The 26,082-nt window shown below is 72.6% G+C and carries 17 protein-coding genes; 14 read left to right on the top strand and 3 right to left on the bottom strand.

Going from position 1 to position 26,082, the window contains the following annotated elements; genetic code table 11:
- Positions 1 to 54 precede the first annotated feature (54 nt).
- The 4 genes from ABZ858_RS01490 to ABZ858_RS01475 all read left to right on the top strand — a co-directional run bounded on the left by ABZ858_RS01490 (position 55) and on the right by ABZ858_RS01475 (position 4,816).
- The gene (locus ABZ858_RS01490) at positions 55 to 1,974 is read left to right on the top strand and encodes a hypothetical protein (RefSeq protein ID WP_361370899.1); all 1,920 of its coding nucleotides are present in this window, start codon (positions 55 to 57) and stop codon (positions 1,972 to 1,974) included.
- Between the two features lie 97 nt (positions 1,975 to 2,071).
- Positions 2,072 to 3,004, top strand: coding sequence for a metal-dependent hydrolase (locus tag ABZ858_RS01485; protein WP_361370896.1), 933 nt, complete (start codon positions 2,072 to 2,074; stop codon positions 3,002 to 3,004).
- On the top strand, positions 3,004 to 4,059 hold the full coding sequence (locus ABZ858_RS01480) for a PDR/VanB family oxidoreductase (protein WP_361371917.1): 1,056 nt from the start codon (positions 3,004 to 3,006) through the stop codon (positions 4,057 to 4,059). Before ABZ858_RS01485 ends, ABZ858_RS01480 begins: the two co-directional genes overlap by 1 nt.
- Positions 4,060 to 4,126: 67 nt before the next feature.
- The gene (locus ABZ858_RS01475) at positions 4,127 to 4,816 is read left to right on the top strand and encodes a TetR/AcrR family transcriptional regulator (protein ID WP_361370893.1); all 690 of its coding nucleotides are present in this window, start codon (positions 4,127 to 4,129) and stop codon (positions 4,814 to 4,816) included.
- A gap of 15 nt (positions 4,817 to 4,831) precedes the next feature.
- Here the strand turns inward: ABZ858_RS01475 and ABZ858_RS01470 are convergent, their stop codons facing one another.
- Together ABZ858_RS01470 and pulA are read right to left on the bottom strand one after the other, a co-directional pair.
- Positions 4,832 to 5,188 carry an isomerase gene (locus ABZ858_RS01470; RefSeq protein WP_361370890.1) on the bottom strand — a complete coding sequence of 119 codons (357 nt, stop codon included), beginning with the start codon at positions 5,186 to 5,188 and terminating at the stop codon, positions 4,832 to 4,834.
- Positions 5,189 to 5,240: 52 nt separating this feature from the next.
- Positions 5,241 to 10,691, bottom strand: a complete 5,451-nt coding sequence (pulA, locus tag ABZ858_RS01465; protein ID WP_361370887.1) for a pullulanase-type alpha-1,6-glucosidase — start codon at positions 10,689 to 10,691, stop codon at positions 5,241 to 5,243.
- Between the two features lie 368 nt (positions 10,692 to 11,059).
- On the opposite strand from pulA, the gene ABZ858_RS01460 reads away from it, so the two are divergent.
- From ABZ858_RS01460 to ABZ858_RS01435, 6 genes are all read left to right on the top strand, one after another.
- Complete coding sequence (locus tag ABZ858_RS01460) at positions 11,060 to 12,349, top strand: extracellular solute-binding protein (RefSeq protein ID WP_361370884.1); 1,290 nt, start codon at positions 11,060 to 11,062, stop codon at positions 12,347 to 12,349.
- Positions 12,350 to 12,486: 137 nt separating this feature from the next.
- The gene (locus ABZ858_RS01455) at positions 12,487 to 13,491 is read left to right on the top strand and encodes a sugar ABC transporter permease (protein ID WP_361370881.1); all 1,005 of its coding nucleotides are present in this window, start codon (positions 12,487 to 12,489) and stop codon (positions 13,489 to 13,491) included.
- Between the two features lie 12 nt (positions 13,492 to 13,503).
- Positions 13,504 to 14,412, top strand: coding sequence for a carbohydrate ABC transporter permease (locus ABZ858_RS01450; RefSeq protein ID WP_361370878.1), 909 nt, complete (start codon positions 13,504 to 13,506; stop codon positions 14,410 to 14,412).
- 70 nt (positions 14,413 to 14,482) lie between these two features.
- Positions 14,483 to 16,132, top strand: coding sequence for a glycoside hydrolase family 13 protein (locus ABZ858_RS01445; protein WP_361370875.1), 1,650 nt, complete (start codon positions 14,483 to 14,485; stop codon positions 16,130 to 16,132).
- A gap of 25 nt (positions 16,133 to 16,157) precedes the next feature.
- A complete protein-coding gene (locus ABZ858_RS01440) occupies positions 16,158 to 17,186 on the top strand; it encodes a LacI family DNA-binding transcriptional regulator (RefSeq protein ID WP_361370872.1) in 1,029 nt (342 codons plus the stop codon).
- Between the two features lie 51 nt (positions 17,187 to 17,237).
- Entirely contained in the window at positions 17,238 to 18,053 is an 816-nt protein-coding gene (locus tag ABZ858_RS01435; protein WP_361370869.1) for a phosphatase PAP2 family protein, read from the top strand.
- Between the two features lie 198 nt (positions 18,054 to 18,251).
- Here ABZ858_RS01435 and ABZ858_RS01430 read toward each other — a convergent pair whose 3' ends face one another.
- Positions 18,252 to 21,305, bottom strand: a complete 3,054-nt coding sequence (locus tag ABZ858_RS01430) for a bifunctional [glutamine synthetase] adenylyltransferase/[glutamine synthetase]-adenylyl-L-tyrosine phosphorylase (RefSeq protein ID WP_361370867.1) — start codon at positions 21,303 to 21,305, stop codon at positions 18,252 to 18,254.
- Positions 21,306 to 21,757: 452 nt separating this feature from the next.
- Here ABZ858_RS01430 and ABZ858_RS01425 point away from each other — a divergent pair, with 452 nt between their 5' ends.
- From ABZ858_RS01425 to ABZ858_RS01410, 4 genes are all read left to right on the top strand, one after another.
- Positions 21,758 to 22,600 carry an alkaline phosphatase family protein gene (locus ABZ858_RS01425; RefSeq protein WP_361370864.1) on the top strand — a complete coding sequence of 281 codons (843 nt, stop codon included), beginning with the start codon at positions 21,758 to 21,760 and terminating at the stop codon, positions 22,598 to 22,600.
- Position 22,601: 1 nt separating this feature from the next.
- Positions 22,602 to 23,939 (top strand): MFS transporter, encoded by a 1,338-nt coding sequence (locus ABZ858_RS01420; RefSeq protein WP_361370861.1) that lies wholly within the window; start codon positions 22,602 to 22,604, stop codon positions 23,937 to 23,939.
- A complete protein-coding gene (locus ABZ858_RS01415) occupies positions 23,936 to 24,955 on the top strand; it encodes a TolB-like translocation protein (protein WP_361370858.1) in 1,020 nt (339 codons plus the stop codon). Before ABZ858_RS01420 ends, ABZ858_RS01415 begins: the two co-directional genes overlap by 4 nt.
- Positions 24,956 to 25,120: 165 nt before the next feature.
- Positions 25,121 to 25,966 (top strand): hypothetical protein, encoded by an 846-nt coding sequence (locus ABZ858_RS01410; protein ID WP_361370855.1) that lies wholly within the window; start codon positions 25,121 to 25,123, stop codon positions 25,964 to 25,966.
- Positions 25,967 to 26,082 lie beyond the last annotated feature (116 nt).

Here is a 26,082-nt window from a genome sequence, read left to right as displayed (position 1 = left end):
GCCGACTCCACCGGGCGACGTGACCAACCACCGGTTTCGCTCGTTCTGCTGAACGTGCAGTCACAGGATGTCGCCCCGCGCCCCTCGTCCTCCTCCGAGCCGGTCGTCGACGCCGAGCAGGCCGAGGCCGCGCTCGTCGAGCACTACCCGCGGCTCGTCAAGCTCGCCTACCTGGTGCTGCCACCGGACCTCGGGCGCAGCCGCCGCGTCCTGACCGCACACTCCCTCGTGCAGCGCGCGCTGCCCCGGGGCCGCGCCACGGCGTCCCCGGTCCCGGCCCCGGCGCGGGGGTACGACAGCGCGGGGCCGGGCTACGCGCTGCTCCGCCTCCAGGTGCTGCGCACCGCGCTGGCGGCCGACCGGCCGCGCGGACGCGGCCGGTGGCCCCGTCCCTCCCGGCTGCCCCCGCTGCTCCCCCAGGTGTGGGGGCTGCGGCTGTTCCCGCGCTCGGGCGGAGCCGACGAACTCGCCCTCGACCAGCAGTTGGCGTCCCTGTCCGCGGCGGCCCGCGCGGCCTACGTCCTGCGGGTCCTGGAACGGCTCCCGGACACCGCCGTGCGCCAGGTGCTGTCGGCGGTGGGCCTGTCCGACCCGGGGACCGCGCAGCGCGCCGCCGACCGGCTGCCCGCCCAGTACGCGCTGCTGGAGTCCCCCGAGTTCGACCCGTGCTCGCTCCAGGCCCGGCCCACCGATCTGGTGCGGCGCAGGCAGCACACCAAGGCCGCGCTCGCCGCCGCGGCGGCGCTGGCCGTGTGCGGGGTGCTGGTCGCGCTGCCCGGCGACGGCTGGGGCCCGGACGGCGCCGCCGCCCCCGCCTACGCGCGGAACCCGTCCGCCGAGGCCGCCCTGGACCCGGCCCGGCTGACCCGGATCGCCCCCGCCGCCTGGCGGACCGCCACGCGCCAGGACTTCTCCGCCTGGCCCGCGCGCGGCGACCTCACCGGCGACGCGGACCTGCTGCGCCGGGCGCTGGCCGTCTGGGCCCGGCCCGGCGGTTCCGTGCACGTCTCGGCCACCACCGGCACCCCCTCCGGCGGCCCCGCCGGACCGCCGCAACTGCTGTACGCCGGTGAGGTGGACGCCTCCCGGATCGTCCTCCTCTACGACGGCCTGCGCCTGGTCCGCTACGCCGAACCGAAGGACTCCACGGCCGGGGCCGCCCTGGACTTCGCCCGTGCCGACGGGGCGAGCGGCGCGGAGGCGGCCGCGGTGGTCCTCGACCGCTCCGACGGCAACGTCCGCTACCTGACGGCGCCCTGGGTGACCAAGGCCGCCGAGCGGGACCTCATGAGGGCCGCGTCCGCGCCGCTGGACCTGGCGCTGCACGACGGCGTCACCGGACCGCTGGCCAGCCAGGCCCAGCAGACCGGCGCCTGCACCTCGTGGCAGGTGCTCCAGCTGACCGACGGGTCCGGCGCGCACCTGCTCAGCGACCTCGGCGAGCTGGTGCCCGCGCGCCTCACCACCGGGCGCCCGGCGGCCCCGCGCGACGCGTCGGGCGCGGCGGGGCTGCGCGCCTGGGCGCCGTTCGCGTGCTCGCTGGGCGCGGTGCGCGGGCAGGGCGTGCGGTCGGTGAACGCCTGGCAGTTCGCCGAGCAGCCGCTGCCCGGGGCGAGCGGCACGGCGGCGTGGGTGTGCACCCGGGCGGAGACCTGGCGCGGCCAGGACGCCCAGGCGCTGGCCCAGTTCCGCGCGCCCGGCGGGAAGTACGGGGCGGTCGCGGCGAAGGCCGAGGACGGGCCGGCCTGCGGGGTGCGCGATCCGCATGTGCTGGCCGGGGTGCTGTGGAAGTCGCAGCGGGGCCACTGGTACCTGCTCGCGGCCGGTGACGCGCACACCGCGTCGATCACCGCGACGGGCGGGGCCGCCGCGCAGGCCCACGGGCAACTGCTGGCGGTACGGGCCGAGCAGGGCGTCCAGGCCCAGCTGACGGGCAAGCTGGACGACGGCCGCTCGCTGGGCGTCCTGCACTAGCCGCCCCGCCCGGGGACCGGGAGTTCTGCTGACGTCGGCGTCAACAGGCCCCCGCCAGGGGGTTCCCGCCCGCGCTACCCGCCAGTACATTGACGCCATGTCTAACACGCAGGACCGGGCACCGCAGGACCGGGTAGCGCAGGACCGGGTGCCGCTCAAGGCGCGGAAGGTCTCCTTCTCCTGGGACGGCACTCCGCTGCACTGGGTGCCCGGCGACCCGTTCACCTCGCACACCATCAACGTGCTGCACCTGCTGCTGCCGGCCGGTGAACGCTGGTTCGTGCACGTCTACAAGCAGGTGCTGCCGTACATCCGTGACGAGCGGCTGCGCGAGGACGTGCTCGGGTTCATCGGGCAGGAGGCGATGCACTCGCAGGCCCATGACGAGGTGCTGCCGCATCTGAAGGAACTCGGGCTCGACCCGGCCCCCTACACCGCCCAGGTGGACTGGCTGTTCGAGAAGCTGCTCGGCGACCGCACCCTGCCGCCGGGCGCGGCGCGCCGCTGGTGGCTGATGGAACGGGTGGCGCTGATCGCGGCGATCGAGCACTACACCGCCTTCCTCGGCGACTGGATCCTCAACGCCGACGCGCTCGACCGGCGCGGCGCCGACCCCACCATGCTGGACCTGCTGCGCTGGCACGGCGCCGAGGAGGTCGAGCACCGCTCGGTCGCCTTCGACCTGTTCACGCACGTGGACGGCGGGTACCGGCGGCGGGCGCGGACCTGGGCGACGGCGTTCACCGCGCTGGTCTTCCTGTGGCAGCGCGGCGCCCGCTTCTTCATGGCGAACGACCCGACGCTGCTGGACGGCAGGGCGAGCTTCCGCGACTTCCACCGCAGCGGCCGCCAGGGCACCCTGCCCGCCACCGGCGCGATGCTGAAGTCCATCCCGACCTACCTCAGCCGCTCCTACCACCCCTCGCAGGAGGGTTCCACCGAGCAGGCCGTCGCCTATCTCGCCACCTCCCCGGCGGCCCTGGCGGCCGAGAGAGCACAGCACGAGACGGCACCGAAGGAGACCCGGTGATCCCGAAGTCGCGGGCCGTCGTGGTGGTGGCGGGCGCCGCCCTGCTGGCCCGGCGGGCGCTGCGCCGCCGTATCCAGGTCTCGCCGCTGTGGCCGCTGCCCGCCCTGGCGGAGCCCGTCTCCGGGCGGCCCCGCTCGCGGGCGCTGCGGCTCTCGGTCGCCTCCCGCGAGACGGTCGCCGAGGGGGTCGTACGGCTGCGTCTGGCAGGCCGCGGCCTGCCCCGCTGGGAGCCGGGCGCGCATCTGGATCTGGTGCTGCCGTCCGGCCTGGTGCGGCAGTACTCGCTGTGCGGCGACCCGGCGGACGACTCCTCGTACACCGTGGCCACCCGGCTGGTCGAGGACGGGCGGGGCGGCTCGCGCGAGATGCACGAGCGGGTGCGGCCGGGCACGGAGCTGGAGGTGCGCGGCCCGCGCAACCGCTTCCCGCTGGCCGAGGCCCCTTCGTACGTCTTCGTCGCGGGCGGTATCGGCATCACCCCGATCCTGCCCATGCTGCGGGCGCTGCCCGAGGGCGCCGAGTGGCGGCTGCTGTACGGCGGCCGGAGCCGGGCGTCCATGCCGTTCCTGGAGGAGATCGCCGAGCTGGACGCGGACGGCTCGCGGGTACGGGTGGTCGCCGAGGACGAGGACGGCCGCCCCCCGCTCGACGCGCTGCTGGCGGGCCTCCCCGAGGGCACCGCGGTCTACTGCTGCGGGCCGGAGGGGCTGATGGCCGCGGTCGAGGAGCGGCTGCCCGAGGGGACCGCGCTGCACCTGGAACGGTTCGCGCCACCGGCCGCGACGGAGGGCGACGCCGCCTTCGAGGTCGAACTGCGGCGCAGCGGACGGACGGTGACGGTCCCGGCGGGCACCACCGTGCTGGCCGCCGTCCGCGCCGAGCTGCCCGCCATCGCGTACTCCTGCGAGCAGGGTTTCTGCGGGACCTGCCGGCAACGGGTGGTCGAGGGTGAGGTGGACCACCGGGACGAGCTGCTGACGGACGCCGAGCGGGACGACTCGATGCTGATCTGCGTGTCCCGGGCCCGGGGCGAGCGGCTGGTCCTGGACATGTGAGGCGGGTCCGCGCACCGCACGCCGGTCCGGACCCGTCGCGGCCGGAACCGATCGGTAAAGTGTTCGTATGACTACCGGGGTTCGCCGCAGGATGGGAGTCGAGGAGCGCCGCCGGCAGTTGATCGGCGTCGCCCTCGAACTGTTCAGCCGCCGCTCGCCCGACGATGTCTCCATCGACGAGATAGCGTCGGCCGCGGGCATCTCCCGCCCGCTGGTGTACCACTACTTCCCCGGCAAACTCAGCCTGTACGAGGCCGCGTTGCAGCGTGCCTCGGACGATCTGGCGGGCCGGTTCGTGGAGCCGCGCGAAGGCCCGCTGGGGGCCCGGCTGCTGCGGGTGATGGGCCGGTACTTCGACTTCGTGGACGAACACGGGCCCGGTTTCTCGGCGCTGATGCGCGGCGGCCCGGCGGTCGGCTCGTCCCGGACCAACGCGCTCGTCGACTCGGTGCGGCAGGCCGCCTACGAGCAGATCGTCGCGCACCTCGGCGTCCGCGAGCCGTCCGCGCGGCTGGAGCTGGTGGTCCGCTCGTGGATCTCGCTGGCCGAGTCGACGGCGCTGCTCTGGCTGGACGGCCGGCGCATCCCGCGCGCCGAGCTGGAGGTCCAGCTCGTGCACGACTTCGCCGCGCTCGCGGCGGTCAGCGCCGCCCACGACGAGGAACTGGGCGCCCTGCTGCGCGAGATCTTCCGCCAGGAGCCGGCCGACGGCCCCTTCGGGGACCTGCTCGGCCGGCTCCTGCGGCTCGCCTCCTAGGGCGTTCCCGCGTTCTCAGGCGTCGTACTTCCGGTAGGACGCCTCCAGGTCGCGTACCTCGGCGGAGGCGTGCAGCGCCGTTCCGTCGGCCGGCTTCAGGTGCGCGCGCAGCGCGTCCAGGACCGCTTCGGCCAACCGTGCCTTGGTCTCCTCGGTGCGCCCGGCCAGCAGGCCGATGCCGATATGCACGATCGCGTGCCCCTCGGTGTCCGGGCCGACGACGGTGTCCTCGGTCCGGCGGAACTGCGTCGTGCACGCCTGCGGCCGCGCCTCGGCGATCTCCACCGTCCGGGCGTGCACCTCGCGGGCGAAGGCAGCGCGGTCGAAGACGTCGGCCAACTGCCCGGAGTAGTCGACGGTGATCTGCGGCATGGGCTCTCCTGATGCGTGTTGCGGCGGTTCGGGCGGCGGTGACGGGGTCACCCTATTTCGTGAACACCGCGACCGTCCGGGCCGGTACCGTGAACGTGCCGGTCGTGGGCCGGTACGCCGAGGTCTTCACCACCGGGTCCGCGCCCGCCGCCTGTGCCGGGTGCAGCCGGTAGGGGGCGTGGGCGAGGGCGGTGACGCGCTGGCGCTGCCGCTGCGGGGTGGCGTTGAACACCACGACGAGGTCACCGAGCCGCATGGTGATCACGCCGGGGGTCTCGTCCTTGCCGGACAGCGGGAAGGACAGCTCGCTCTGCACCCGGCCCGCCGTGCCGAGCGAGAACGCCTGCTCCGTCGTACGGATCTTCAGCAGGTCCCGGTAGGCGGCCGAGGTGCCGTCGATCTGCGGGCAGCCGACCTTGACCGAGGCGAGCAGCGGGGCGGCGTAGCGCCACTTGTCCTGGTTGCCGGCCGCCCTGGGCAGGCCCCGGCCGAAGCCGTTGCCGTCGGCGCAGTTCCAGTGGATGGCGTTGAACCAGTCGCCGCTGTCGAAGGAGTCGCGGTCCAGCGACTTCGAGCGCAGCCGGTCGGTGCCCGCCTGCGACAGGGACGGGCCCTGCGAGAGGGTGGCCGTGGCCATCGCCAGGATCTGCATCCGGGCCCGGTCGGCGGCGGAGGTGTCCTGGGGCAGCTTGTAGGCGAGCGCGTCGAACAGGGACTCGTTGTCGTGCGCGTCCGCGTAGGCGAGGGCGTCGCCGGGCGCGGCCGCGTATCCGGCGGGCGAGCCGTTGTAGTCGACCCCGGCGCCGGTGACCTCCTTGCCGCCGGTGTCCGTGAAGCGGTACGCGGCGAGGTTGCCGGTCAGCCCGACCTTGATCAGGTCCTGGTAGTGCAGCAGCCGGGCCCTCTGCTCGGCGGGAGTGCCGTTGGCGGGCGAGGAGTTCGGGTCGGTGTAGAGGCCGGAGGCGAAGCCCTGGACGCCGGGGTCGGAGTCGAAGGGGCTGCCGCCGCGCACCGCGTCGCGGGCCCGGTCGGAGAAGGTGGCGATGCCGGTGCCGGCCATGTTCCGCTGGGTGGCCTGCACGAACCGGGCGTCGTCGGCGACCTCCCCGAAGTTCCAGCCCTCGCCGTACAGGATGATCTTCTTGCCGTCGACGCCGTCCTTCCGCGGGGTGAGCGCGTCGAGGGCCTTGCGGACCGCGAGGATGTTGGCCTTCGGGTGGTGGCCCATGAGGTCGAAGCGGAACCCGTCGACCTTGTACTCCCTGGCCCAGGTGACGACCGAGTCGACGACCAGCTTGCCCATCATCGCGTTCTCGGGCGCGGTGTTGGCGCAGCAGGTGCTGTTCGCCACCGAGCCGTCGGCGAGCAGCCGCTGGTAGTAGCCCGGTACGACCTGGTCCAGGACGGAGGTGTCCGCCTGGCCACTGGCCGCCGTGTGGTTGTAGACGACGTCCATGACGACCCGCAGGCCGTCCTGGTTGAGTGCCTGCACCATCTGCCGGAACTGGCCGGTGCGGGCGGTGCCGTCCGGGTCGGTGGCGTAGGAGCCCTCGGGGACCGTGTAGTGGTACGGGTCGTAGCCCCAGTTGTAGGCGTCCTTCGCGGCGGTCCTCGCCACGCACGCCTGCTGCCGGTCGGAGTCGGCCGGGTAGGAGGCGAGGTCGCAGTCGGGTTCGGCCTGGCCGGCCTTCTTCTCGGGGACGGTGGCGAAGTCGAAGGCGGGCAGCAGGTGGACGTAGGACGTGCCCGCCCGCGCCAGCTCCCGCAGGTGCCTGGAGCCGTCGCTGTCCTTGTCGGTGAAGGCGAGGTAGGTGCCCCGGTGCTTCGCCGGGACGGTGCGGTCCGCGACCGAGAAATCCCGGATGTGCAGTTCCTGGATCTGCGCGTCGCGCGGCGGTACGGCCCGGGGCTTGGCCAGGTGCGACCAGCCGTCCGGGGCGAGCGCCGGGTCGGCCAGGTCGGTGACGAGGCTGCGTTCGCTGTCGGCGGTCAGGGCCACCGAGTAGGGGTCGGTGACCTTGTTGGTGACGATCTCGCGGACGGAGGGCGCCCAGACCTTGACCACGTACCGGTAGGGCTTGCCCTTCCAGGAGGCGGGGCCGGTGACCGACCAGACGCCGGTGGTGTCGTCGCGGCGCATGGCGGCCGACCTGCCGTCCAGTTCCAGGGCCACGCTCTGCGCGGTGGGCGCCCATACGCTCAGCGTGGGCCGGCCGTGGTGGAAGACCGGGCCGAGCGCGGCCTGCGCCGCGCCGGGGTAGAGGTCGTCGAGCGCGCCGGCGATCTGCACACCGGTCGCGGCCAGCACGGCGCCGTTCGCGGCGCGCTGGGAGGCGACGAGCTGGCCCCGCAGTGCCTGGCGCACCCGGCTCCGGTCGCGCGGGTCGACGGTCCAGGCGGTGGAGTCCTTCAGGTGCGGGAACTTCGCCTTCTGAGCGTCGGTGAGCGTGGTCTTCGTCAGTCGCAGCCACCGCTCGTCGTCGCCGGTCAGGGCCCCGTCCTTGACGGTGATGGAGCCGTCGTGGGAGGAGAGCAGCTGGGTGGAGGCGGCGCCGGCCACGCCGTCCCAGGCCACGGTGGAGCGGTCGATCCAGACCGCCTTGGACGTGGTCAGGTCGAGGGCGGCGGCGCTGCCCGCCGACTGCGGCAGCAGGGGCTCGTCCCGGCCGCTCAACAGCCACACCTCGTGCCCGTCGTCGGCCTTGAGGTCGAGGGACTGGTCGGTGGGCAGGTCCTTCTCGTCGCCCTTGTGGAGGATGTAGCCGAGGCTGGTGGCACCCGCGGCGAGCGGGACCTCGAAGACGGCGCCATAGGGGTCAGTCTTCACCGGCTTCAGCGGCGCCGACCAGTCGGTGGGGTGCGCGGCGCCCGTCCACACGTGCAGGCCCCAGCCGTCGTAGTCGCCGTCGGCGCGGTGGTAGTGGACGACCGCCCTGGTGGTGTCCGGCGCGGGGTACGACGACGGCCGCTGGGTCTGGACGTCGGCCTGGCCCTGCTGGACCCAGACCTCGCCCGTCCGGGTGACGTCGATGTTCCGGTCGGCGCCGACGTCCTTGTTCCCGTTCTTGTCCACGACCAGGAAGCCCACGTTCGAGGCGCCCGGCCTGAGCTTGACGTAGGCGAAGGCGCCCCAGGCGTCCCGGCCGGTGAAGGGGTGCCCGGCCGGCCAGGTGGTGGCCTCGCCGTCCGCGAGGTCGCCCCAGGCGTACAGGTTCCAGTCGGTGTAGTCGCCGTCGGCGCGCCGGTAGTGGACGACCGCGTGGTCCCGTGCGGACGCGGTGGGCGGCGCGGGGGTGGGCGGGGTGCCGCTGGTGCCGCTCGCCGTGGCGCTCGCGGTGTGCCCGGCCGGGTCGACGACGACGGCCTTCCAGCGCAGCGCCGTACCGGCCGGGACCTGCGCGCCGAGAGTCTGGGTGACCCGGTAGGGGGCGTGGTCGGCGGAGCCCAGCACCTGCCACTTCGCATCGCCGGCCTGGGCGGCGAAGACGACCCGGTCCAGCTGTCCGCCTCCCCCGACGTCGGCGCCGACGGTCACCGTGCCGGTGGCTCCGGCGGCCGGGGCGGTCAGGGTCAGCGACGGTTCCGCGGTGGGCGCGGCGAGCGGGCCGGCCGCCTTGTAGACGACGGCGGACTCGGCCGGGACGGTGACGGTGACCCGGCGGTCGCTGCCGGAGGCCAGGGTGCCGCCGGCGCCGTAGATCCCCCGGTACGCCATCGCCGCCGACCCGGTGGTGAAGGCGGCCGTCCGCGGCCCTTCCGCGTTGTTGAGGGCGACCACGTACTCCTGGCCGGTGCGCGCGTCCGTCCGGGTGAAGGCGTAGATCCCGGGCCCGTCGGCGGCGTACCGCTCGCTCTGCACGCCGTCGGCCAGGGCCGGTTCGGCCCTGCGGAGGCGGGAGAGGGCGGCGATGTCCCGGTAGAGCGGCGCGCCGGGGTCGTAGGAGTCGTCGGCGTGGGTGCGGCCGGTGCCGATCTCGTCGTCGTCGAGGTAGTCGGCGACCTTGGAGGCGAACATGGTCTGGCGGGCGTCCTTGTCGCCGCCGGAGCCGGTGAAGCCCTGTTCGTCGCCGTAGTAGACGACCGGGTTGCCGCGGCTGAGGAACATCACCTCGTTGGCGAGCCGGTCCTTCTTGAGGATCTCGGCGTCGGTCGCCTTCGGGTTGTCCTGCTTGAGGAAGTACCCGATGCGGCCCATGTCGTGGTTGCCGAGGAAGGTGACCTGCTCGTAGGCGTTGGCCTTGTCGGTCGTGTACTTGTAGTCGTCGCCGAGGACGCCCGCGAGCTTTCGCGCGCTCGCGCCCTGGGAGGCGTAGGCGCGGGCGGCGTCCTGGAAGGGGAAGTCGAGGGTGGCGTCGAGGCGGCCCCGGGTGACGTAGGGGGCGGTGACCGAGGTGTCGGTGTCGTAGGTCTCGCCGAACAGGAAGAAGTCCTTGCGGCCGTGCGCCGCCGCGTACGCGTCCAGGGCGGTCGCCCACTGGGTCCAGAACGCCATGTCCACGTTCTTGACGGTGTCGATGCGGAACCCGTCGACGGCGAAGTCCCGCACCCACCGCTCGTAGATCTGCTCCATGCCGCGCACGACCTCGGGGCGCTCGGTCCACAGGTCGTCCAGGCCCGCGAAGTCGCCGTAGGTCGCGGACTCGCCGGCGAAGGTGGAGTCGCCCCGGTTGTGGTACATCGTCGGGTCGTTGAGCCAGGCCGGGACCTTGCTGCCGCCGGTGACCGTCGAGGTGTACGGGAAGGAGGCGGCGGAGACGGCGGGGAAGCCGCGCGTGCCGTCCGCGTAGGCGGCGTCGTCGAAGGGCCTGCCGTCCTTCGTCAGGTAGGGGAAGGCGCCCTTGGCGCGGTAGCCGGAGGACGCCTCCCGGTGGCCGACCACGTCGGCGGTGTGGTTGGTGATGACGTCGAAGAAGACCTTCATGCCCTTGGCGTGCGCGGCCGAGATGAGGGTCCTGAGGTCCTGGTTGGTGCCGAAGTGCGGGTCGACCTGGGTGAAGTCGGTGATCCAGTAGCCGTGGTAGCCGGCCGAGGCGTCCGTGCCGCTGCCCTGCACGGGCCGGTTCTTGAAGATCGGCGCCAGCCAGATCGCGGTGGTGCCCAGGCCCTTGATGTAGTCCAGCCTGCCGGTCAGGCCCTTGAGGTCGCCGCCCTGGTAGAAGCCCTTGTCGGTGGGGTCGTAGCCGGTGCTGAGCCGGGAGCCGGTGAGGCCGCCCCGGTCGTTGGACGCGTCGCCGTCGGCGAAGCGGTCCGGCATGACGAAGTAGAACTGCTCGCGGGTGTCGCCGTGCCGGGCCGGCTGGGCGGCGAGGGCCGCGTCGGACGGGGGCGCGGGCGGGGCGGCGGCCCGGGCGGGCGGGGCGGCGAGGGGCTGGACGAGGGCGGCGGCGAGCGCGAGGGCGGCGAGGGCGGCGACGCGTCCCGCTCGCCCGCCGCGCCTGCCCCGGCCGCCCTGTCGGCGGCTGAGGAAGCGGCGCCCGCCGGGCGCCGGCCAGGTGGCTGTCACAGGGGTCAACTCCTTGCGGTCTCGGCTGAGTCGGGCCCGGCCGGCGCCGCGGTACGGCGGGCGGCCGACGCCGGCGCGAACGTACCGTCGCTGGAAGGCTTGCAGCAAGAGGTCTGCAAGGCGCGGCAAGCATTTGCAACGACAGCCCGGCCGGACCGCCGTCCGGCCGCTCCCGACCAGTCCCGGACATCTGCTGGTCACGAGAACGTCACGCTTACCGGATCTTGCGGAAAATTTCTTGCACCGTCTTTCGCAAGGGATTGCAGGCTTGCTACGTTCCTCCCGCGCCCGGCGGCCGTCGGTCCGGGACAGACGGCACCCGCGGTCCTCCCAAGGGAAGATCCGGGCACCCACACCTAGGAGTTCATATGCGACGTGGCATATCGCTCGCCGCCGCGGTCACCGTGATCGCCCTGTCCGCCACGGCCTGCGGGGGGTCGGACAACGACTCGTCGGGCAAGCCGAAGGACCCCAAGGACGTCTCCGGGACGATCACGTACTGGGACACCTCCGACGCGGCGACCGAAGCCCCGACGTACCAGGCGCTGGTCAAGCAGTTCGAGGCCAAGTACCCGAAGATCAAGGTGAACTACCAGAGCGTCCCGTTCACCGACGTCGAGCAGAAGTTCAAGTCGGCCGCCAAGAGCGGCAAGGGCGCGCCCGACGTGGTCCGCACCGATGTGGGCCTGATGGCCGAGTACGCCTCGCTGGGCTACATCGCCCCGCTCGACGGCACCGCGGCCCTCACCGACACCTCCGACTTCAACGCGACGCCGCTGAACACCGCCAAGTACAACGGCAAGACGTACGGCGTCCCCTCGGTCACCGACACCCTGGGCCTGCTCTACAACAAGAAGCTGCTCCAGCAGGCGGGCATCGCCAAGCCGCCGGCCACCTGGGACGAGTTCCTCGCCGACGCGAAGACCATCAAGCAGAAGACCGGGGCGTACGGCACCTACGTCAACCCCGACTCCTACTTCCTGCTCCCGCTGCTCTACAGCAACGGCGCGGACCTGGCCGACCCGTCCGCCAAGAAGATCACCATCAGCGACGCCGCCGCCGTCACCGCGCTCACCACCGCGAAGAAGATCAACGACGAGGCGTCGATGAAGGTCGACTTCGCCAACGCCTACCAGAACATGCAGACCGCCTTCAAGAACGGCAAGGTCGCCATGCTCATCCAGGGCCCCTGGTCGGTCACCGACGACCTGACCGGACCGGCCTTCAAGGGCGACGCGGCCAACCTCGGCTACGCGCCGGTCCCGGCCGGCGCCGGCGGCAAGGCGCAGGCCCCGACCGGCGGCCACAACCTCGCGGTCTACCAGGGCTCCGGCCACCTGGACGCCAGCTACCTGTTCACGCAGTTCATGACGTCCACGCAGAGCCAGATCACCATCGCCAAGGCGACCGGCACCCTGCCGACGCGCAAGTCGGCGTACACCGCCGACGTCACCGCGAACGCCGAGATCGCCGGCTTCAAGCCGATCCTGGAGCAGACCGCCCGCCCGCGCGTGGCCCTGCCGCAGGTCGGTTCGCTCTTCACCCCGCTCCAGCAGAACTACGTGAAGATCCTCCAGGGCGACGAGTCGGTCAAGGGCGGCCTGGACGCCACCTCCAAGGAGTTCCAGCAGCTCCTGCCCGGCTACTCCGCCGGCTGACCGGGGCCCCGCGCCCCAGCCGAACGGCAGCCGAAGGACCCGCGGCCCCGGGGAAGGGCCTCCCCGCCGCCGCCCCGACCCGGGGCCCCCGGGGCCGCGGAACCACCCCGCCCGAGCCCGCGAAAGAGCCGATGAGGATGACGACCGCAGCGAGCACCGGACCGACCGACACGACAGCGCGCGACGAGCAGGCCCGGCGCCCGCGCCCCGCCCGCGCCTCGGCGCTGAGGCGGTCCTGGGACACGTACTGGTACGCCTGGGCCATGGTGACCCCGGTCGCCCTCGTCATCGCCGTCCTGGTCCTGTATCCGCTGGGATACGGCCTCTACCAGTCGCTGACCGACGCCAACGAGTCCAACGTCGCCACCACCATCGGCGCCTTCCACCGCCCGGCGACCTACCGCTTCGTCGGCCTGGACAACTACTGGCACGTGCTCTCGGGCGCGGACGGCGACTTCTACCCGCGCCTGGTGTGGACGGTCGTGTGGACCGTGTGCTGCGTGGTGCTCCAGGTGGGCCTCGGCATGGCGCTCGCCGTGCTGCTCAACCGCGAGATGCGGGCGCGCGGCTTCTACCGGGCGATGCTGGTCCTGCCCTGGGCGGTGCCGTCGTTCATCGGCGTCTTCGCCTGGCGGCTGATGCTCAACTCCCAGTACGGCGTCTTCAACGACGTCATCACCGCCTTCGGGCTGCCCGCGCAGAACTGGCTGGGCACCCCGCTGGCGCAGAAGGCCGCCGTCATCATGGTCAACGTCTGGATCGGCGTCCCGTTCAACATGGTCGCCCTGCTCGGCGGGCTCCAGTCCATCCCCAGGGAGCTGTACGAGGCGGCCGAGATGGACGGCGCCTCCCCCTGGCAGCGGTTCGTGAACGTCACCCTGCCCGGCCTCAAGCCGGTGTCGAACACCGTGATCCTGCTGGGCTGCATCTGGACGTTCAACATGTTCAACGTCATCTACCTGCTGCTGGGCAACAACACCACCGGCGACACCGACATCCTCGTCACCTTCGCCTTCCACAAGGCGTTCAACGGGATCTCGGACTACGCGGGAGCGGCCACCTACGGCATCATCATCCTCGCTCTCCTGCTGGCCTTCTCGACCTTCTACCGCCGCAGCACCCTGAAGTCCGAGCAGGCGTAAGGAGCCCTCGTCATGACCGCAGCACCGCACGAGCCCGGCCCCGCCACGCCCGCGCGCCCCCTGCCCGCCGCCGCGCGCCCCCGCAGGGTACGCGGCCGCCAGGAGCGCGGCCCCTGGGCCTCCGCGGCCCTGCACGGCACGCTGATCCTGGCCACGGTGATCGCGGCCTTCCCCGTGGTGTGGGTCCTGTTCATCTCGCTGGGCCCGAAGAACGCCTGGCAGGAGCCGGGCCAGGTGCTCTCCCACCTGAGCCTGCGCAACTACAGCGACGTACTGGCCCATTCGGACCTGGCGAAGTGGTTCCTGAACACCGTGATCGTGGCGGGCGGCACCACGCTGCTCGGCGTGTTCCTGGCCTCGACCGCCGGGTACGCCGTCTCCCGGATGCGGTTCCCGGGCAGCCGGCAGCTGATGTGGACGTTCCTGGTCACCCAGATGTTCCCCAGTATCGTACTGATCGTGCCGCTGTACCTGCTGATGTCCGAGTTGCACCTGCTCGACAACTACCTCGGGCTGATCCTGGCGTACGCGACCACGGCGGTGCCGTTCTGCGCCTGGATGATGAAGGGCTACTTCGACACCATCCCCAAGGAGATAGACGAGGCGGGCCGGGTGGACGGGCTCACCCCGATCGGCACGTTCTGGCGGCTGATCCTGCCGCTGGCCCGGCCGGGCCTGGCGGTGACCGCCTTCTACAGCTTCCTCACCGCCTGGGGCGAGGTCGCCTACGCGACCCAGTTCATGCAGTCCGACCACTACACGCTCGCCGTCGGCATCCGCACCTTCGCCCAGGACCAGCGGCCCGACTGGGCGTGGACCTCGGCCACCGCGATCATCATCACCATCCCGGCGGCCCTCGTGTTCATGCTGGTGCAGCGCAGCCTGGTCTCCGGGCTGACGGCCGGCGGCACCAAGTCCTGAGCGCCGCGCGCCCCACCGCACCCGCCTCGCCGGCGCCTTCGTCGTTCCCCTCGCACCCTTAAGGGAATCCATGACCCAGCACGTCACCGACACCGTCCCCGCCGAAGCCCCCGCGACCGCCCCCGGGCGCCGGGAGTGGTGGCGCGAGGCGGTCATCTACCAGGTCTACCCGCGCAGTTTCGCCGACGGGAACGGCGACGGCATGGGCGACCTGCCCGGCATCCGCGCCCGCCTGCCGTACCTGCGCGACCTGGGTGTCGACGCCGTCTGGCTCTCCCCGTTCTACGCCTCCCCGCAGGCCGACGCGGGCTACGACGTGGCCGACTACCGGGCCGTCGACCCGATGTTCGGCACCCTCACCGACGCCGACGACCTGGTCCGCGACGCGCACGCGCTGGGCCTGCGGGTCATCGTGGACGTCGTCCCCAACCACTGCTCGGACCAGCACGAGTGGTTCAAGCAGGCGCTGCGCGAGGGCCCCGGCTCACCGCTGCGCGAGCGCTTCCACTTCCGCCCCGGCAAGGGCACCGGCGGTGAACTTCCGCCCAACGACTGGGAGTCCATCTTCGGCGGCCCGGCCTGGACCCGGGTGGCCGACGGCGAGTGGTACCTGCACCTGTTCGCGCCCGAGCAGCCCGACTTCAACTGGGACCACCCGGCCGTGCACGACGAGTTCCGCTCCATCCTGCGGTTCTGGCTGGACCTGGGCATCGACGGCTTCCGCATCGACGTGGCGCACGGCCTGGTCAAGGCGGCCGGACTGCCCGACATCGGCCACGACGAGCAGGTCAAGCTGCTGGGCACGCAGTCGGTGCCGTACTTCGACCAGGACGGCGTGCACGAGATCTACCGGAGCTGGCGGCGCATCCTGGAGGAGTACGCGGGTGACCGCATCGCGGTCGCGGAAGCCTGGACACCGACGGTGGAGCGCAGCGCCCTGTACCTGCGCCCCGACGAGCTGCACCAGGCGTTCAACTTCTCGTACCTGACCACCGGCTGGGACGCGGCCGGGCTGCGCGAGGTCATCGACCGCTCGCTGCGCGCCATGAACGCCGTGCACGCGCCGGCCACCTGGGTGCTCTCCAACCACGACGTCGTACGGCACTCCACGCGTCTGGCGGACGGCGACGGGGCGCGGGGGCCGCGCCGGGCGCGCGCGGCGACCCTGCTGATGCTGGCGCTGCCCGGCTCGGCCTACCTCTACCAGGGCGAGGAGCTGGGCCTGCCCGAGGTGGTGGACCTGCCCGACGAGGTGCGCCAGGACCCGGCGTTCTTCCGCAACGCGGGCCAGGACGGCACCCGCGACGGCTGCCGGGTGCCGATCCCGTGGTCGGGGCAGGCGCCGCCGTTCGGCTTCGGCCCGGCCGAGGGCGGCCCGAGCTGGCTGCCGCAGCCGCCCGGCTGGAAGGACCTGACCGTCGAGGCGCAGGACGGCGACCCGACCTCGACGCTGGAGTTCTACCGCAGCGCGCTCGCCGTCCGCCGCGACCACCCGGCGCTCGGCGCCGGCCGCCAGATCACCTGGCTGGACACCCCCGAGGGCGTGCTCGCCTTCCGCCGCGACACCGCCGAGGGCTCCTTCGTCTGCACGGTCAACCTCACCGCCGACCCGGTCCCGCTGGCCACCCCCGGCAGGGTGCTGCTGGCCAGCGCCGACGTCGAGCCGGGCGCCGGGCGGACCGTGCTGCCCGGCGACTGCGCCGTCTGGTGGGCAGTCTGAGATGCACCCGGTACAGTCCACTCCTGTGACCACACGGCTTGCCGACATCGCTGCCCAGGCGGGGGTGAGCGAAGCGACCGTCAGCCGCGTCCTGAACGGGAAGCCGGGCGTCGCCGCGACCACCCGCCAGACCGTGCTGGCCGCCCTCGACGTCCTGGGCTACGAGCGTCCGGTCCGGCTGCGGCAGCGCAGCGAGGGCCTGGTCGGCCTGATCACCCCGGAGCTGGAGAACCCCATCTTCCCGGCGCTCGCCCAGGTCATCGGCCAGGCGCTGACCCGGCAGGGCTACACCCCGGTGCTCGCCACCCAGACCCCCGGCGGGTCCACGGAGGACGAGCTGACCGAGATGCTGGTGGACCGGGGGGTCGCGGGCATCATCTACGTCTCCGGGCTGCACGCCGACACCACCGCCGACATGGAGCGCTACGACCGCCTGCGCGCCCAGGGCGTGCCGTACGTGCTGGTGGACGGCTTCTCGCCGAAGGTGCAGGCGCCGTTCATCTCCCCCGACGACCGCGCGGCCATGACGCTGGCCGTCACCCACCTCGTCTCGCTGGGCCACACCCGCGTCGGCCTGGCCCTCGGCCCGAAGCGGTTCGTGCCGGTGCAGCGCAAGATCGAGGGGTTCGTGCGCGCGGTGCAGGACCAGCTGGGCCTGGCCCCGGACACCATCGAGAAAGAGCTGGTCCAGCACTCCCTGTACACGCTGGAGGGCGGTCAGGCGGCCGCCGCCGCGCTCATCGCGCGCGACTGCACGGCGGTGGTCTGCGCCAGCGACATGATGGCGCTCGGCGCGATACGGGCGGCCCGCGAGCGCGGCCTGGAGGTCCCCCGGGACTTCTCCGTGGTCGGCTTCGACGACTCCCCGCTGATCGCCTTCACCGACCCGCCGCTGACCACCATCCGCAAGCCGGTCCCGGCGATGGGCCAGGCCGCGGTGCGCACCCTGCTGGAGGAGATCGGCGGCACCCCGGCCCCGCACAGCGAGTTCGTGTTCATGCCGGAACTGGTGGTCCGCGGCTCGACGGCATCGGCCCCGAAACCCACCGCCTGAACCCCTCGCGATCACGGGCGGACCACGCCTTTTCTGGCAGACTCTCCCACCATGGGCGATACGACCGTGACGCGACCGGAAGGTCCCGGAGCCGTCACGGACGACGGCCGCCGCACCCTGGCCCGGCGGCTGCGCACCCCCCGCCGGCCCCGCCTGTGGTTCGAGATCCTGCTGATCGCGGTGAGCTACTGGACGTACTCGCTGATCCGCAACGCGGTACCGGAACAGAAGGCGGCGGCCCTGCGCAACGCCGCGCAGGTCTGGCACACCGAACACGTCCTGGGCATCGCCGTCGAGCAGTCGCTCAACCACGCCGCGAACGCGACGACTTGGCTGATCATCGGCATGAACTACTACTACGCGACGCTGCACTTCGTGATCACGATCGGCGTCCTGGTCTGGCTGTACCACGCCCACCCGGGCCGCTACGCGGCGGCCCGCCTCGCCCTCTTCGCGACCACGGGCGTGGCCCTGCTCGGCTACTACCTCTACCCGCTGGCACCCCCGCGCCTGACCGCCACCGGCTTCGTGGACACCGTCCAGGTCCACCACACCTGGGGCTCCATGGCCTCCGGCGACCTGAAGCACATGTCCAACCAGTACGCGGCGATGCCCTCGATGCACATCGGCTGGTCCCTGTGGTGCGGCCTGACCATCTTCGCCCTGACCACCCTCCCCTGGGCCCGCGTCCTGGCCGCCCTCTACCCGGCGACCACCCTGATCGTCATCATCGCCACCGCCAACCACTTCTGGCTGGACGCCCTGGGCGGCACAACATGCCTGGCCATCGGCATCACCACGGCAAAAGCCTGGTACGGCGCCCTCCCGCACACCCTCCCGAGAACCCCCCTCCAGCCGACCGCCTGAGCCACGAGCGACCACCACGACGGCGGGAGGGCGGCAACGGCGAAGAGGGGCCGCGGGGGTGCGCCCAAGGCCCGCCGCTTACAGCGCCCCTCACCACCCTCACCGATGACACTCACGGCCGTACGTCAAGGGCGGCGGGCCGGGCGCACCCCCGCGGCCCCGACCCCCCACGGACACCAGGCCCCTCGGAGGGACACCTCACCCCCCGTAGAACAGCGCCTCAGCAACCCCCCGAGCCCGCCGGGCAGTCCGCCGGTAAGCGTCGAGCATGTCCCCCACATGCCCCGGCCCGTACCCCAGATACCGCCCCACCGCCGCCAGCTCCCGAGGCTCCGAGGGAAACGTGTCCCCCGCCCGCCCCCGCACCAGCATCACCGCGTTCCGCACCCGCGTGGCCAGCACCCACGCCTCGTCCAGCACCGCCGCGTCCTCCTCCCCCACCAGCCCCGCCGCCAGCGCGGCCCCCAGCGCGGCCCGCGTCCGCGTGGTCCGCAGCGCGGCGACCTGCGCCCCGTGCCGCAATTGCAGAAGCTGCACGGTCCACTCCACGTCGGACAGCCCGCCCGGCCCGAGCTTGGTGTGCAGCTTGGGATCGGCGCCGCGCGGCAGCCGCTCGGCCTCCATCCGCGCCTTCAGCCGCCGGATCTCGCGCACCGCGTCCTCCCCGAGCCCGCCCGCCGGGTACCGCAGCGGATCGGCCAGCTCGGTGAACCGCCGCCCCAGCTCCGCGTCCCCGGCCACCGGCTCGGCCCGCAGCAGCGCCTGCGACTCCCACACCAGCGACCACCGCCGGTAGTACGCCTCGTACGACTTCAGCGTCCGCACCAGCGGCCCGGACTTCCCCTCGGGCCGCAGCCCGGCGTCGACGAGCAGCGGCGGGTCCGCGCTCGGCACCTGCAGCAGCCGGCGCAGCTCGGAGACGACGCGGTTGGCGGCCTCGGCGGCCTCGCGTTCGTCCACCCCGTCCTGGGGTTCGTGCACGAACAGGACGTCCGCGTCGGACCCGTAGCCCAGCTCGTGCCCGCCGAACCGCCCCATGCCGATGATGGCGAACCGGGTGGGCAGCATGTCCCCCCACCCCTCGCGCACCACGGCCCGCAGCGTGCCCGCCAGCGTCGCCGCCGTCAGATCGGACACGGCACCGCCCACTTGGTCGACCAGCGGCCCTGGATCGGTCTCGGCGGGCTGCGCCTCGGTGCCGTAGGAGCCGACGATGTCGGCGGCGGCGGTACGGAACAGTTCGCGCCGGCGCACGCCGCGCGCCGCGGTGACGCCCTGCTCGGCGCTGTCGGCGCGGCCGACCGCGGCCAGCACCTCCTGCTCCAGCTGGGCACATCCGCGCGGCAGGAGCCCGCCGCCCTCCCCGCCGCCGTCCCCGAGCAGCGCGACCGCCTCGGGGGCCCGCATCAGCAGGTCGGGGGCGAGCCGCCCGGCCGACAGCACCCGGGCGAGGTTCTCGGCGGCGGCCCCCTCGTCGCGCAGCAGCCGCAGGTACCAGGGGGTCTTGCCGAGCGCGTCGGAGACCTTGCGGAAGTTGAGCAGCCCGGCGTCCGGGTCGGCGGAGTCGGCGAACCAGCCGAGCAGCACGGGCAGCAGGGTCCGCTGGATCGCGGCCTTGCGGGTGACCCCGGAGGCCAGTGCCTCCAGGTGCCGCAGCGCGGCGGCGGGGTCGGCGTACCCCAGCGCGACAAGCCGCTCCCGGGCCGCCTCGGCGCTCAACCGCGTCTCACCGGAGGCGAGTTGGGCGACGGCGTCGAGCAGCGGCCGGTAGAACAGCTTCTCGTGCAGCCGCCGTACGACGCCGGTGTGCCGTTTCCACTCGCGGGTCAGCTCGGCGGCGGAGTCGCCGCGCAGCCCCAGGGAGCGCCCGAGGCGGCGCAGGCCGGCCTCGTCGTCGGGCAGCAGGTGGGTGCGGCGCAGCTGGTGGAGCTGGATGTGGTGTTCGACGAAGCGCAGGAAGCGGTAGGCCTCGTCGAGCTGCACGGCGTCGGCGCGGCCGACGTAGCCGCCCTCGGCGAGGGCCTGGAGCGCGTCCAGGGTGGTCCCGCTGCGCAGCGTGGCGTCCGCGCGCCCGTGCACGAGCTGGAGCAGCTGCACGGCGAACTCGACGTCCCGGAGCCCCCCGGGCCCGAGTTTGAGTTCGCGTTCGACCTCGGCGACGGGGATGTTCTCGACGACGCGGCGGCGCATCTTCTGCACGTCGGCGACGAAGTTCTCCCGCTCGGCGGCCTGCCAGACCAGCGGGGCGAGCGCGGCGGTGTACTCGGCGCCGAGCCGTTCGTCCCCGGCGACCGGGCGGGCCTTGAGCAGCGCCTGGAACTCCCAGGTCTTGGCCCACCGCTGGTAGTAGGCGAGGTGGCTGCTCAGGGTCCGCACGAGCGGCCCGTTGCGCCCCTCGGGCCGCAGGTTGGCGTCGACGGGCCAGATGCTGCCCTCGACGGTGGTCTCGGAGCAGATCCGCATCAGGTGGGAGGCGAGCCGGGTGGCGGCGCGCAGGGCGGCGGTCTCGTCACCCGCCGCACCACCGGCACCACCGGCACTCCCCTCGCCGCCAGTGCTCTCGGCGGCCTCGGCGGCCTCGGCCACGAAGACGACGTCCACGTCGGAGACGTAGTTCAGCTCGTGGCCGCCGCACTTGCCCATGGCGATCACGGCGAGCCGGCACCGCGCGGCGTCCTCGGGCGCGGCGGCGCTCGCGATGCGCAGGGCGGCGCGCAGCGTGGCGGTGGCGAGGTCGGCCAGCTCGGCGGCGGTCTCGGCGACGCCGATGGTGCCGCACACGTCCCGGGCGGCGATGGCCAGCAGGCAGCGGCGGTAGGCGACGCGCAGCGCGAGCGGGTCGCCGGCCTCCGCGAGGCCGCGCTCGAACTCCTCCACCCCCGGGTGCAGGTCGCGGGGCTCGTAGGTGACCAGGACGCGCCAGTCACCGGCGTGCCGGGCGAGGTGGTCGCCGAGCGCGGCGGAGGCGCCGAGCACGCCGAGCAGCCGGTCGCGCAGCGGTTTGGCCGCTATCAGCGTGTCGAGCAGTTCACGCCGGGCGGTCGGGTCGGGCTGCGCCTCCAGCAGCCGTACCAGCCCGCGCAGGGCGAGGTCCGGGTCGGCGGTGCCGCCCAGCGCCTCCAGCAGCACCGGGTCGTTGCGCACGGGGGCCAGCTCCGGGCCGTCCAGCAGCCGCTCGGCGGCGGAGGCGTCCGTGAAGCCGTGCCGCAGCAGCCGAGTGAAGGTACTGCTCCTGCGCCCCGGCGCCGTCATCCCGGCCTCCTGTCGGATCGAGGTGGTCCTGGCCAGAGCGTAGCGGGAGACGCCTGCGGCGGCTGCGGGGCGGCCTGGTCTCCCGCAGTGTCCCCGAGGGTGTCCCCGGCCGCCGGACCGGGCACACCGGGCCGGGGATGCCGCCCGACCGGGCACACCGGGCCGGGGATGCCGCCGGGGACGCGCGGCAGCAGTTCACCTGCTCTTCACCCGCTGGGCCGGGCCCGGCGGCACGGCGCCACTTTGGCGTGTGCATGCTCTCCCCGCCATCCCCGCCCGCCGTGTCTCTTCACTCCCCGGAGGTAACCGTGTCCGACAGTCCCCGGACGTCCGGCAGTCCCCAGGCGTCCGACAGCCGTTGCGGCAGTCCCGAAACCCCTGACGGCCCCGTCCGTCCCGGCAGGCCCGGCGGGCGGGCGTCGCGCCGCGGCCGCGCCACCCTGGCGTCCGCCGTGGCCCTGGCGGCCGCCGCGGCCGGCCTGTGGACCGGCCTGGGCGGCGGCGCCCCGTCCGCGCAGGCCGCGACCGCGGTACCGGCCCCGGACCACGTGGTCGTCGTGGTCTTCGAGAACCACGCCTACAGCCAGGTGATCGGCTCCTCCGGTGCCCCGTACCTGAACTCGCTCAAGTCCGGCGGCGCGAGCCTCACCCAGTCCTACGCCGAGACCCACCCGAGCCAGCCCAACTACTTCGCCCTGTTCTCCGGCTCCACCCAGGGTGTCACCGACGACAGCTGCTACACGCCCGCCTTCTCCTCGGCCCCGAACCTGGCCTCCGAGCAGCTCGCCGCAGGCCGCAGCTGGGCCAGCTACAACGAGACGCTGCCCAGCCAGGGCTCGACGGCGTGCAGCAGCGGCAAGTACGCCCGCAAGCACAACCCGTGGTTCGGCTTCAGCAACGTACCGACGTCGTCGGCGAAGACGTTCGCGCAGTTCCCGACGGACTACGCGACGCTCCCCCAGCTGTCCTTCGTCACCCCGAACCTGTGCAGCGACATGCACGACTGCTCGGTGTCCACGGGTGACACCTGGCTGAAGAACAACCTCGGCGCGTACGCCACCTGGGCGAAGACGCACAACAGCCTGCTCGTCGTCACCTTCGACGAGGACGACAAGCTCAGCGGCAACCGCATCCCCACCGTCCTGTACGGCCAGCCGGTCGCGGCCGGCTCGACCAGCGCCACCACCTACAACCACTACGACCTGCTGCGCACCCTGGAGGACACGCAGCGCCTGAGCACGCACGCGGGCAACGCGGCCGGCGCCCACGACATCACCGGCGTCTGGGCGTCCTGACATGTACGTAGCGGACAGCCGCGCGGGCACCCCGGGTGCCGCGCACGCACCGGCGTCCGCGGAAGGCGCCGCCCGGCCGGGTCCCGGGCGGCGCCGCGCCGCGATCGCCCCCACGGTCCTCGCCCTGGGCACGGTCAGCCTGATCACCGACGTGTCCTCGGAGATGGTGACGGCGGTACTGCCGCTGTACCTGGTCACGGGCCTCGGGCTCTCCCCGCTGGGCTTCGGCCTCCTCGACGGCGTCTACAACGGCTTCTCGGCCCTGGTCCGCCTGGCCGGGGGCCACCTGGCCGACCGAGGCAGGGGCGGTCACAAGTGGGTGGCCGGGCTGGGCTACGGCATCTCGGCGCTGTGCAAACCGCTGCTCCTGCTCGCGCACGGCCTCACCCCCATCGGCCTGGTCCTGGCCGCCGACCGCACCGGCAAGGGCCTGCGCACCGCCCCGCGCGACGCGCTGATCTCCCTGTCCAGCACCCCCGCGACCAGGGGCCGCGCCTTCGGCGTCCACCGCGCGATGGACACGGCGGGCGCGCTGCTCGGCCCGCTGGCGGCGTTCTGGATCCTGCGGGCGACGGTGGACGGCTACGACGCGGTCTTCACGGTGAGCTTCTGCGTGGCGGCGGTGGGAGTACTGGTCCTGATCCTGTTCGTCCCGTCCGGCAGGGACGGGCACCCCCCGACGAAGCCCCCGCACAAGACACCCACCCTCTCCCGCCCCACCCTCCCTCGCCCCACCCCCTCCCGGCCCCCCACCCTGCGCGCGGCCCTGGCCCTGCTCCACCACCGTGACCTGCGCCGGATCACCCTCTGCGCCCTCCTCCTGGGCCTGGCCACGGTCAGCGACTCCTTCGTCTACCTCCTGCTGCAACGCCGCCTGGGCGTCCCCGACCGCTGGTTCGCGCTGCTCCCGCTGGGCACGGCGGCGGCGTTCCTGCTGCTGGCGGTCCCGCTGGGCCGGCTGGCGGACCGGGTGGGCCGCTGGACGGTCTTCGTGGCGGGCCACGGCGCCCTGCTCCTCGCGTACGCCCTGCTGCTCACCTCCTGGCACGGCACGGCGCTGCCGTACGCGGTCCTGCTCCTGCACGGCACGTTCTACGCGGCGACGGACGGCGTCCTGATGGCGGCGGCCTCCGAGGGCGTACCCCCGGAACTGCGCTCCTCGGGCCTGGCCCTGGTCCAGACGGGCCAGGCCACCACCCGCTTCGTCTGCTCGCTGGCCTTCGGGGCGGCGTGGACCCTGTGGGGCGACCGCACGGCACTGACGGCATCGGCACTGACCCTGGCGGCATGCGCCGTGCTCTCCTTCTCCCTCCGCCCGAAAGGCACGGCACCGGCATGACGGCACGCGCCCGCATCCTGACCCTGCTCGCGGCGGTACTCGCCCTGGCGGCGGTGGCGGTGACCTCCGTGCTGCACGCGTCGGCGCGCGCGGACCGCCGCGACCAGCCGCAGGCGGGCGGCCCCCGGGTGTCCCCGGGCGAGGTGACCCTGACGGCCCCGGGCCGCATGGTCTTCCGCAACATGGCGTGGGGCCCGCACCGCGACGAACTGACGACGGTCCCGTCCACCGACCCGGCCGCCCCGCGCACCGCCTCGGGCGTGAAGTGCCTGCGCTTCTACGCCGCCGCGGGCACCGGAGTATGCCTCCAGTCAGTGCACGGCCCGGTCTCGGACACCTACCGCGCCCTGATCCTGGACGCCCACCTGACAGAGCGCGCGCGATACGACGTCCCCGGCATCCCGTCCCGCGCCCGCGTCTCCCCCAGCGGCCACTTCGCGGCATGGACGGCGTTCGTGGGCGGAGACTCGTACGCGGGCACGGACTTCTCGACCCGCGCGGCGATAGTGGACGTCCGCACGGGGAAACTGACCCCCACTCTGGAGACCTTCCACATCATCAAGGACGGCCACCCGTACACGTCCCCCGACGTGAACTTCTGGGGCATCACCTTCGCACCGGACGACCGCACCTTCTACGCCACACTGGCGACCAAGGGCAAGCCCTACTTGGTGAGAGGCGACCTGACCGCGAACACCCTCACCACGATCCACCAGAACGTCGAATGCCCCTCCCTGTCCCCGGACGGCACGCGCATCGCCTACAAAAAACGAGTGCCCGGTGCACCGAAGGACGCCCCCTGGCACCTGTACGTCCTGAACCTCCGCACGATGCGCGAAACCCCCCTGGCAGAACCCAGAAGCGTCGACGACCAGGCGGTCTGGCAGAACACCAGCACCCTCGTCTACGCCCTGCCCGGCGACTACGGCGCGGACCTGTATTCGGTCCCCGCCGACGGCACAGGGCGGGCTCATCGCATCAACACGGCAGCCGCGTCACCAGCTTATCTGGCCTGAGCCGAATCTGCGGCGATCTCCATGCCGTTCGCACACTAACGAGTGAACATCCGACTTCGACTCGTTCGGCACCCAAGGCAGCCTTTACGATCGGCCGGCAACGCTCAACGCGACATATCTCAGCTTGCCTTGGGCACATCGACGAACCTGTACGGGAATCCTCATATGCACATTGAAGTATGCATGGTCACCCCTGAGCTGGCACGGGACTGGCTTCGCAGGAACATCAGCAACCGCCCCTTGAGCAGGCAGACAGTCACTCAGCTGGCCAAGGCGATCGAGCGGCGCGAATGGAAACTTACTCATCAAGGCATCGCATTCGACGAGAACGGCAATCTCGTGGATGGCCAGCACAGGCTCCAAGCAGTAGTCAAGGCCGGTATTCCTGTGGAGATCCTCGTAGTGCATGGCGTGCCTCGGTCGGCTTTCACAGTCATGGACACAGGACGCAAGCGCACTGGGCGAGATGCTCTCTCTTTGGCAGGAGAGGTGAACAGCAACCACCTTGCGGCAGCACTCCGTGGCCTTCAGATGTACTATGCCTCGCCTGACGCCAACTGGTCGGGAAGCTCGGCAACAGTTTCGAATGATCAACTGCTCACTATCTTGGAGCAGCACCCGGACATGCGGGAGTCCATCAATCGCGGAATGGCTCTGCACAAGGCGACCAGGCTTACGGTGACAGCCGCTGCGGTCGGGTGGTACATCACTACGAAGGAACGCCCTGACGTGGATCAGACACCCTGGACCGAGGGCCTGGTCAGCGGAGCGGGCTTGACCGAGTCGGATCCTAGGCTGATTCTGCGCAACACCATGCTGGGCATGGCAACCGGCCAGCGTCACCGCAGGAAGGACGACTCTCGTGAACACCTGCTGTATTACCTCAAGTCGTGGAACGCCTGGGTCGAGGGCCGCCCTCTGAGGCTTCTGCGCAGGTCACCCGGCGAGAAAATGCCGAAAATCACCAGGCGGTCCTGCACCGAACAGACCCTGTACAGCGACGTGTCCTGAATACGACATGCCTCTACGCTCAAGACTACGAGCGCAGGGACGGCGAGCGGCGTGGACAGTACAGGATGTCAATAGTGCGACGAGGGTGCCAGCAGGTCATGTCGGGTGGTCAGAGC

The sequence above is a fragment of the Streptomyces sp. NPDC047017 genome (assembly GCF_040644175.1).
Classification (GTDB): Bacteria; Actinomycetota; Actinomycetes; order Streptomycetales; family Streptomycetaceae; genus Streptomyces.
This window is presented reverse-complemented; position numbering and strand designations above follow the sequence as displayed.

What these genes read in the sequence shown, in the direction of transcription:
- ABZ858_RS01455 (WP_361370881.1), top strand. Translation starts at nt 12,487, where the DNA reads ATGACGACCGCAGCGAGCACCGGACCGACCGACACGACAGCGCGCGAC.
- ABZ858_RS01415 (WP_361370858.1), top strand. Translation starts at nt 23,936, where the DNA reads ATGACGGCACGCGCCCGCATCCTGACCCTGCTCGCGGCGGTACTCGCC.
- ABZ858_RS01475 (WP_361370893.1), top strand. Translation starts at nt 4,127, where the DNA reads ATGACTACCGGGGTTCGCCGCAGGATGGGAGTCGAGGAGCGCCGCCGG.
- ABZ858_RS01450 (WP_361370878.1), top strand. Translation starts at nt 13,504, where the DNA reads ATGACCGCAGCACCGCACGAGCCCGGCCCCGCCACGCCCGCGCGCCCC.
- ABZ858_RS01420 (WP_361370861.1), top strand. Translation starts at nt 22,602, where the DNA reads ATGTACGTAGCGGACAGCCGCGCGGGCACCCCGGGTGCCGCGCACGCA.
- ABZ858_RS01470 (WP_361370890.1), bottom strand. Translation starts at nt 5,188, where the DNA reads ATGCCGCAGATCACCGTCGACTACTCCGGGCAGTTGGCCGACGTCTTC.
- ABZ858_RS01430 (WP_361370867.1), bottom strand. Translation starts at nt 21,305, where the DNA reads ATGACGGCGCCGGGGCGCAGGAGCAGTACCTTCACTCGGCTGCTGCGG.
- ABZ858_RS01460 (WP_361370884.1), top strand. Translation starts at nt 11,060, where the DNA reads ATGCGACGTGGCATATCGCTCGCCGCCGCGGTCACCGTGATCGCCCTG.
- ABZ858_RS01410 (WP_361370855.1), top strand. Translation starts at nt 25,121, where the DNA reads ATGCACATTGAAGTATGCATGGTCACCCCTGAGCTGGCACGGGACTGG.
- ABZ858_RS01445 (WP_361370875.1), top strand. Translation starts at nt 14,483, where the DNA reads ATGACCCAGCACGTCACCGACACCGTCCCCGCCGAAGCCCCCGCGACC.
- ABZ858_RS01485 (WP_361370896.1), top strand. Translation starts at nt 2,072, where the DNA reads ATGTCTAACACGCAGGACCGGGCACCGCAGGACCGGGTAGCGCAGGAC.
- ABZ858_RS01435 (WP_361370869.1), top strand. Translation starts at nt 17,238, where the DNA reads ATGGGCGATACGACCGTGACGCGACCGGAAGGTCCCGGAGCCGTCACG.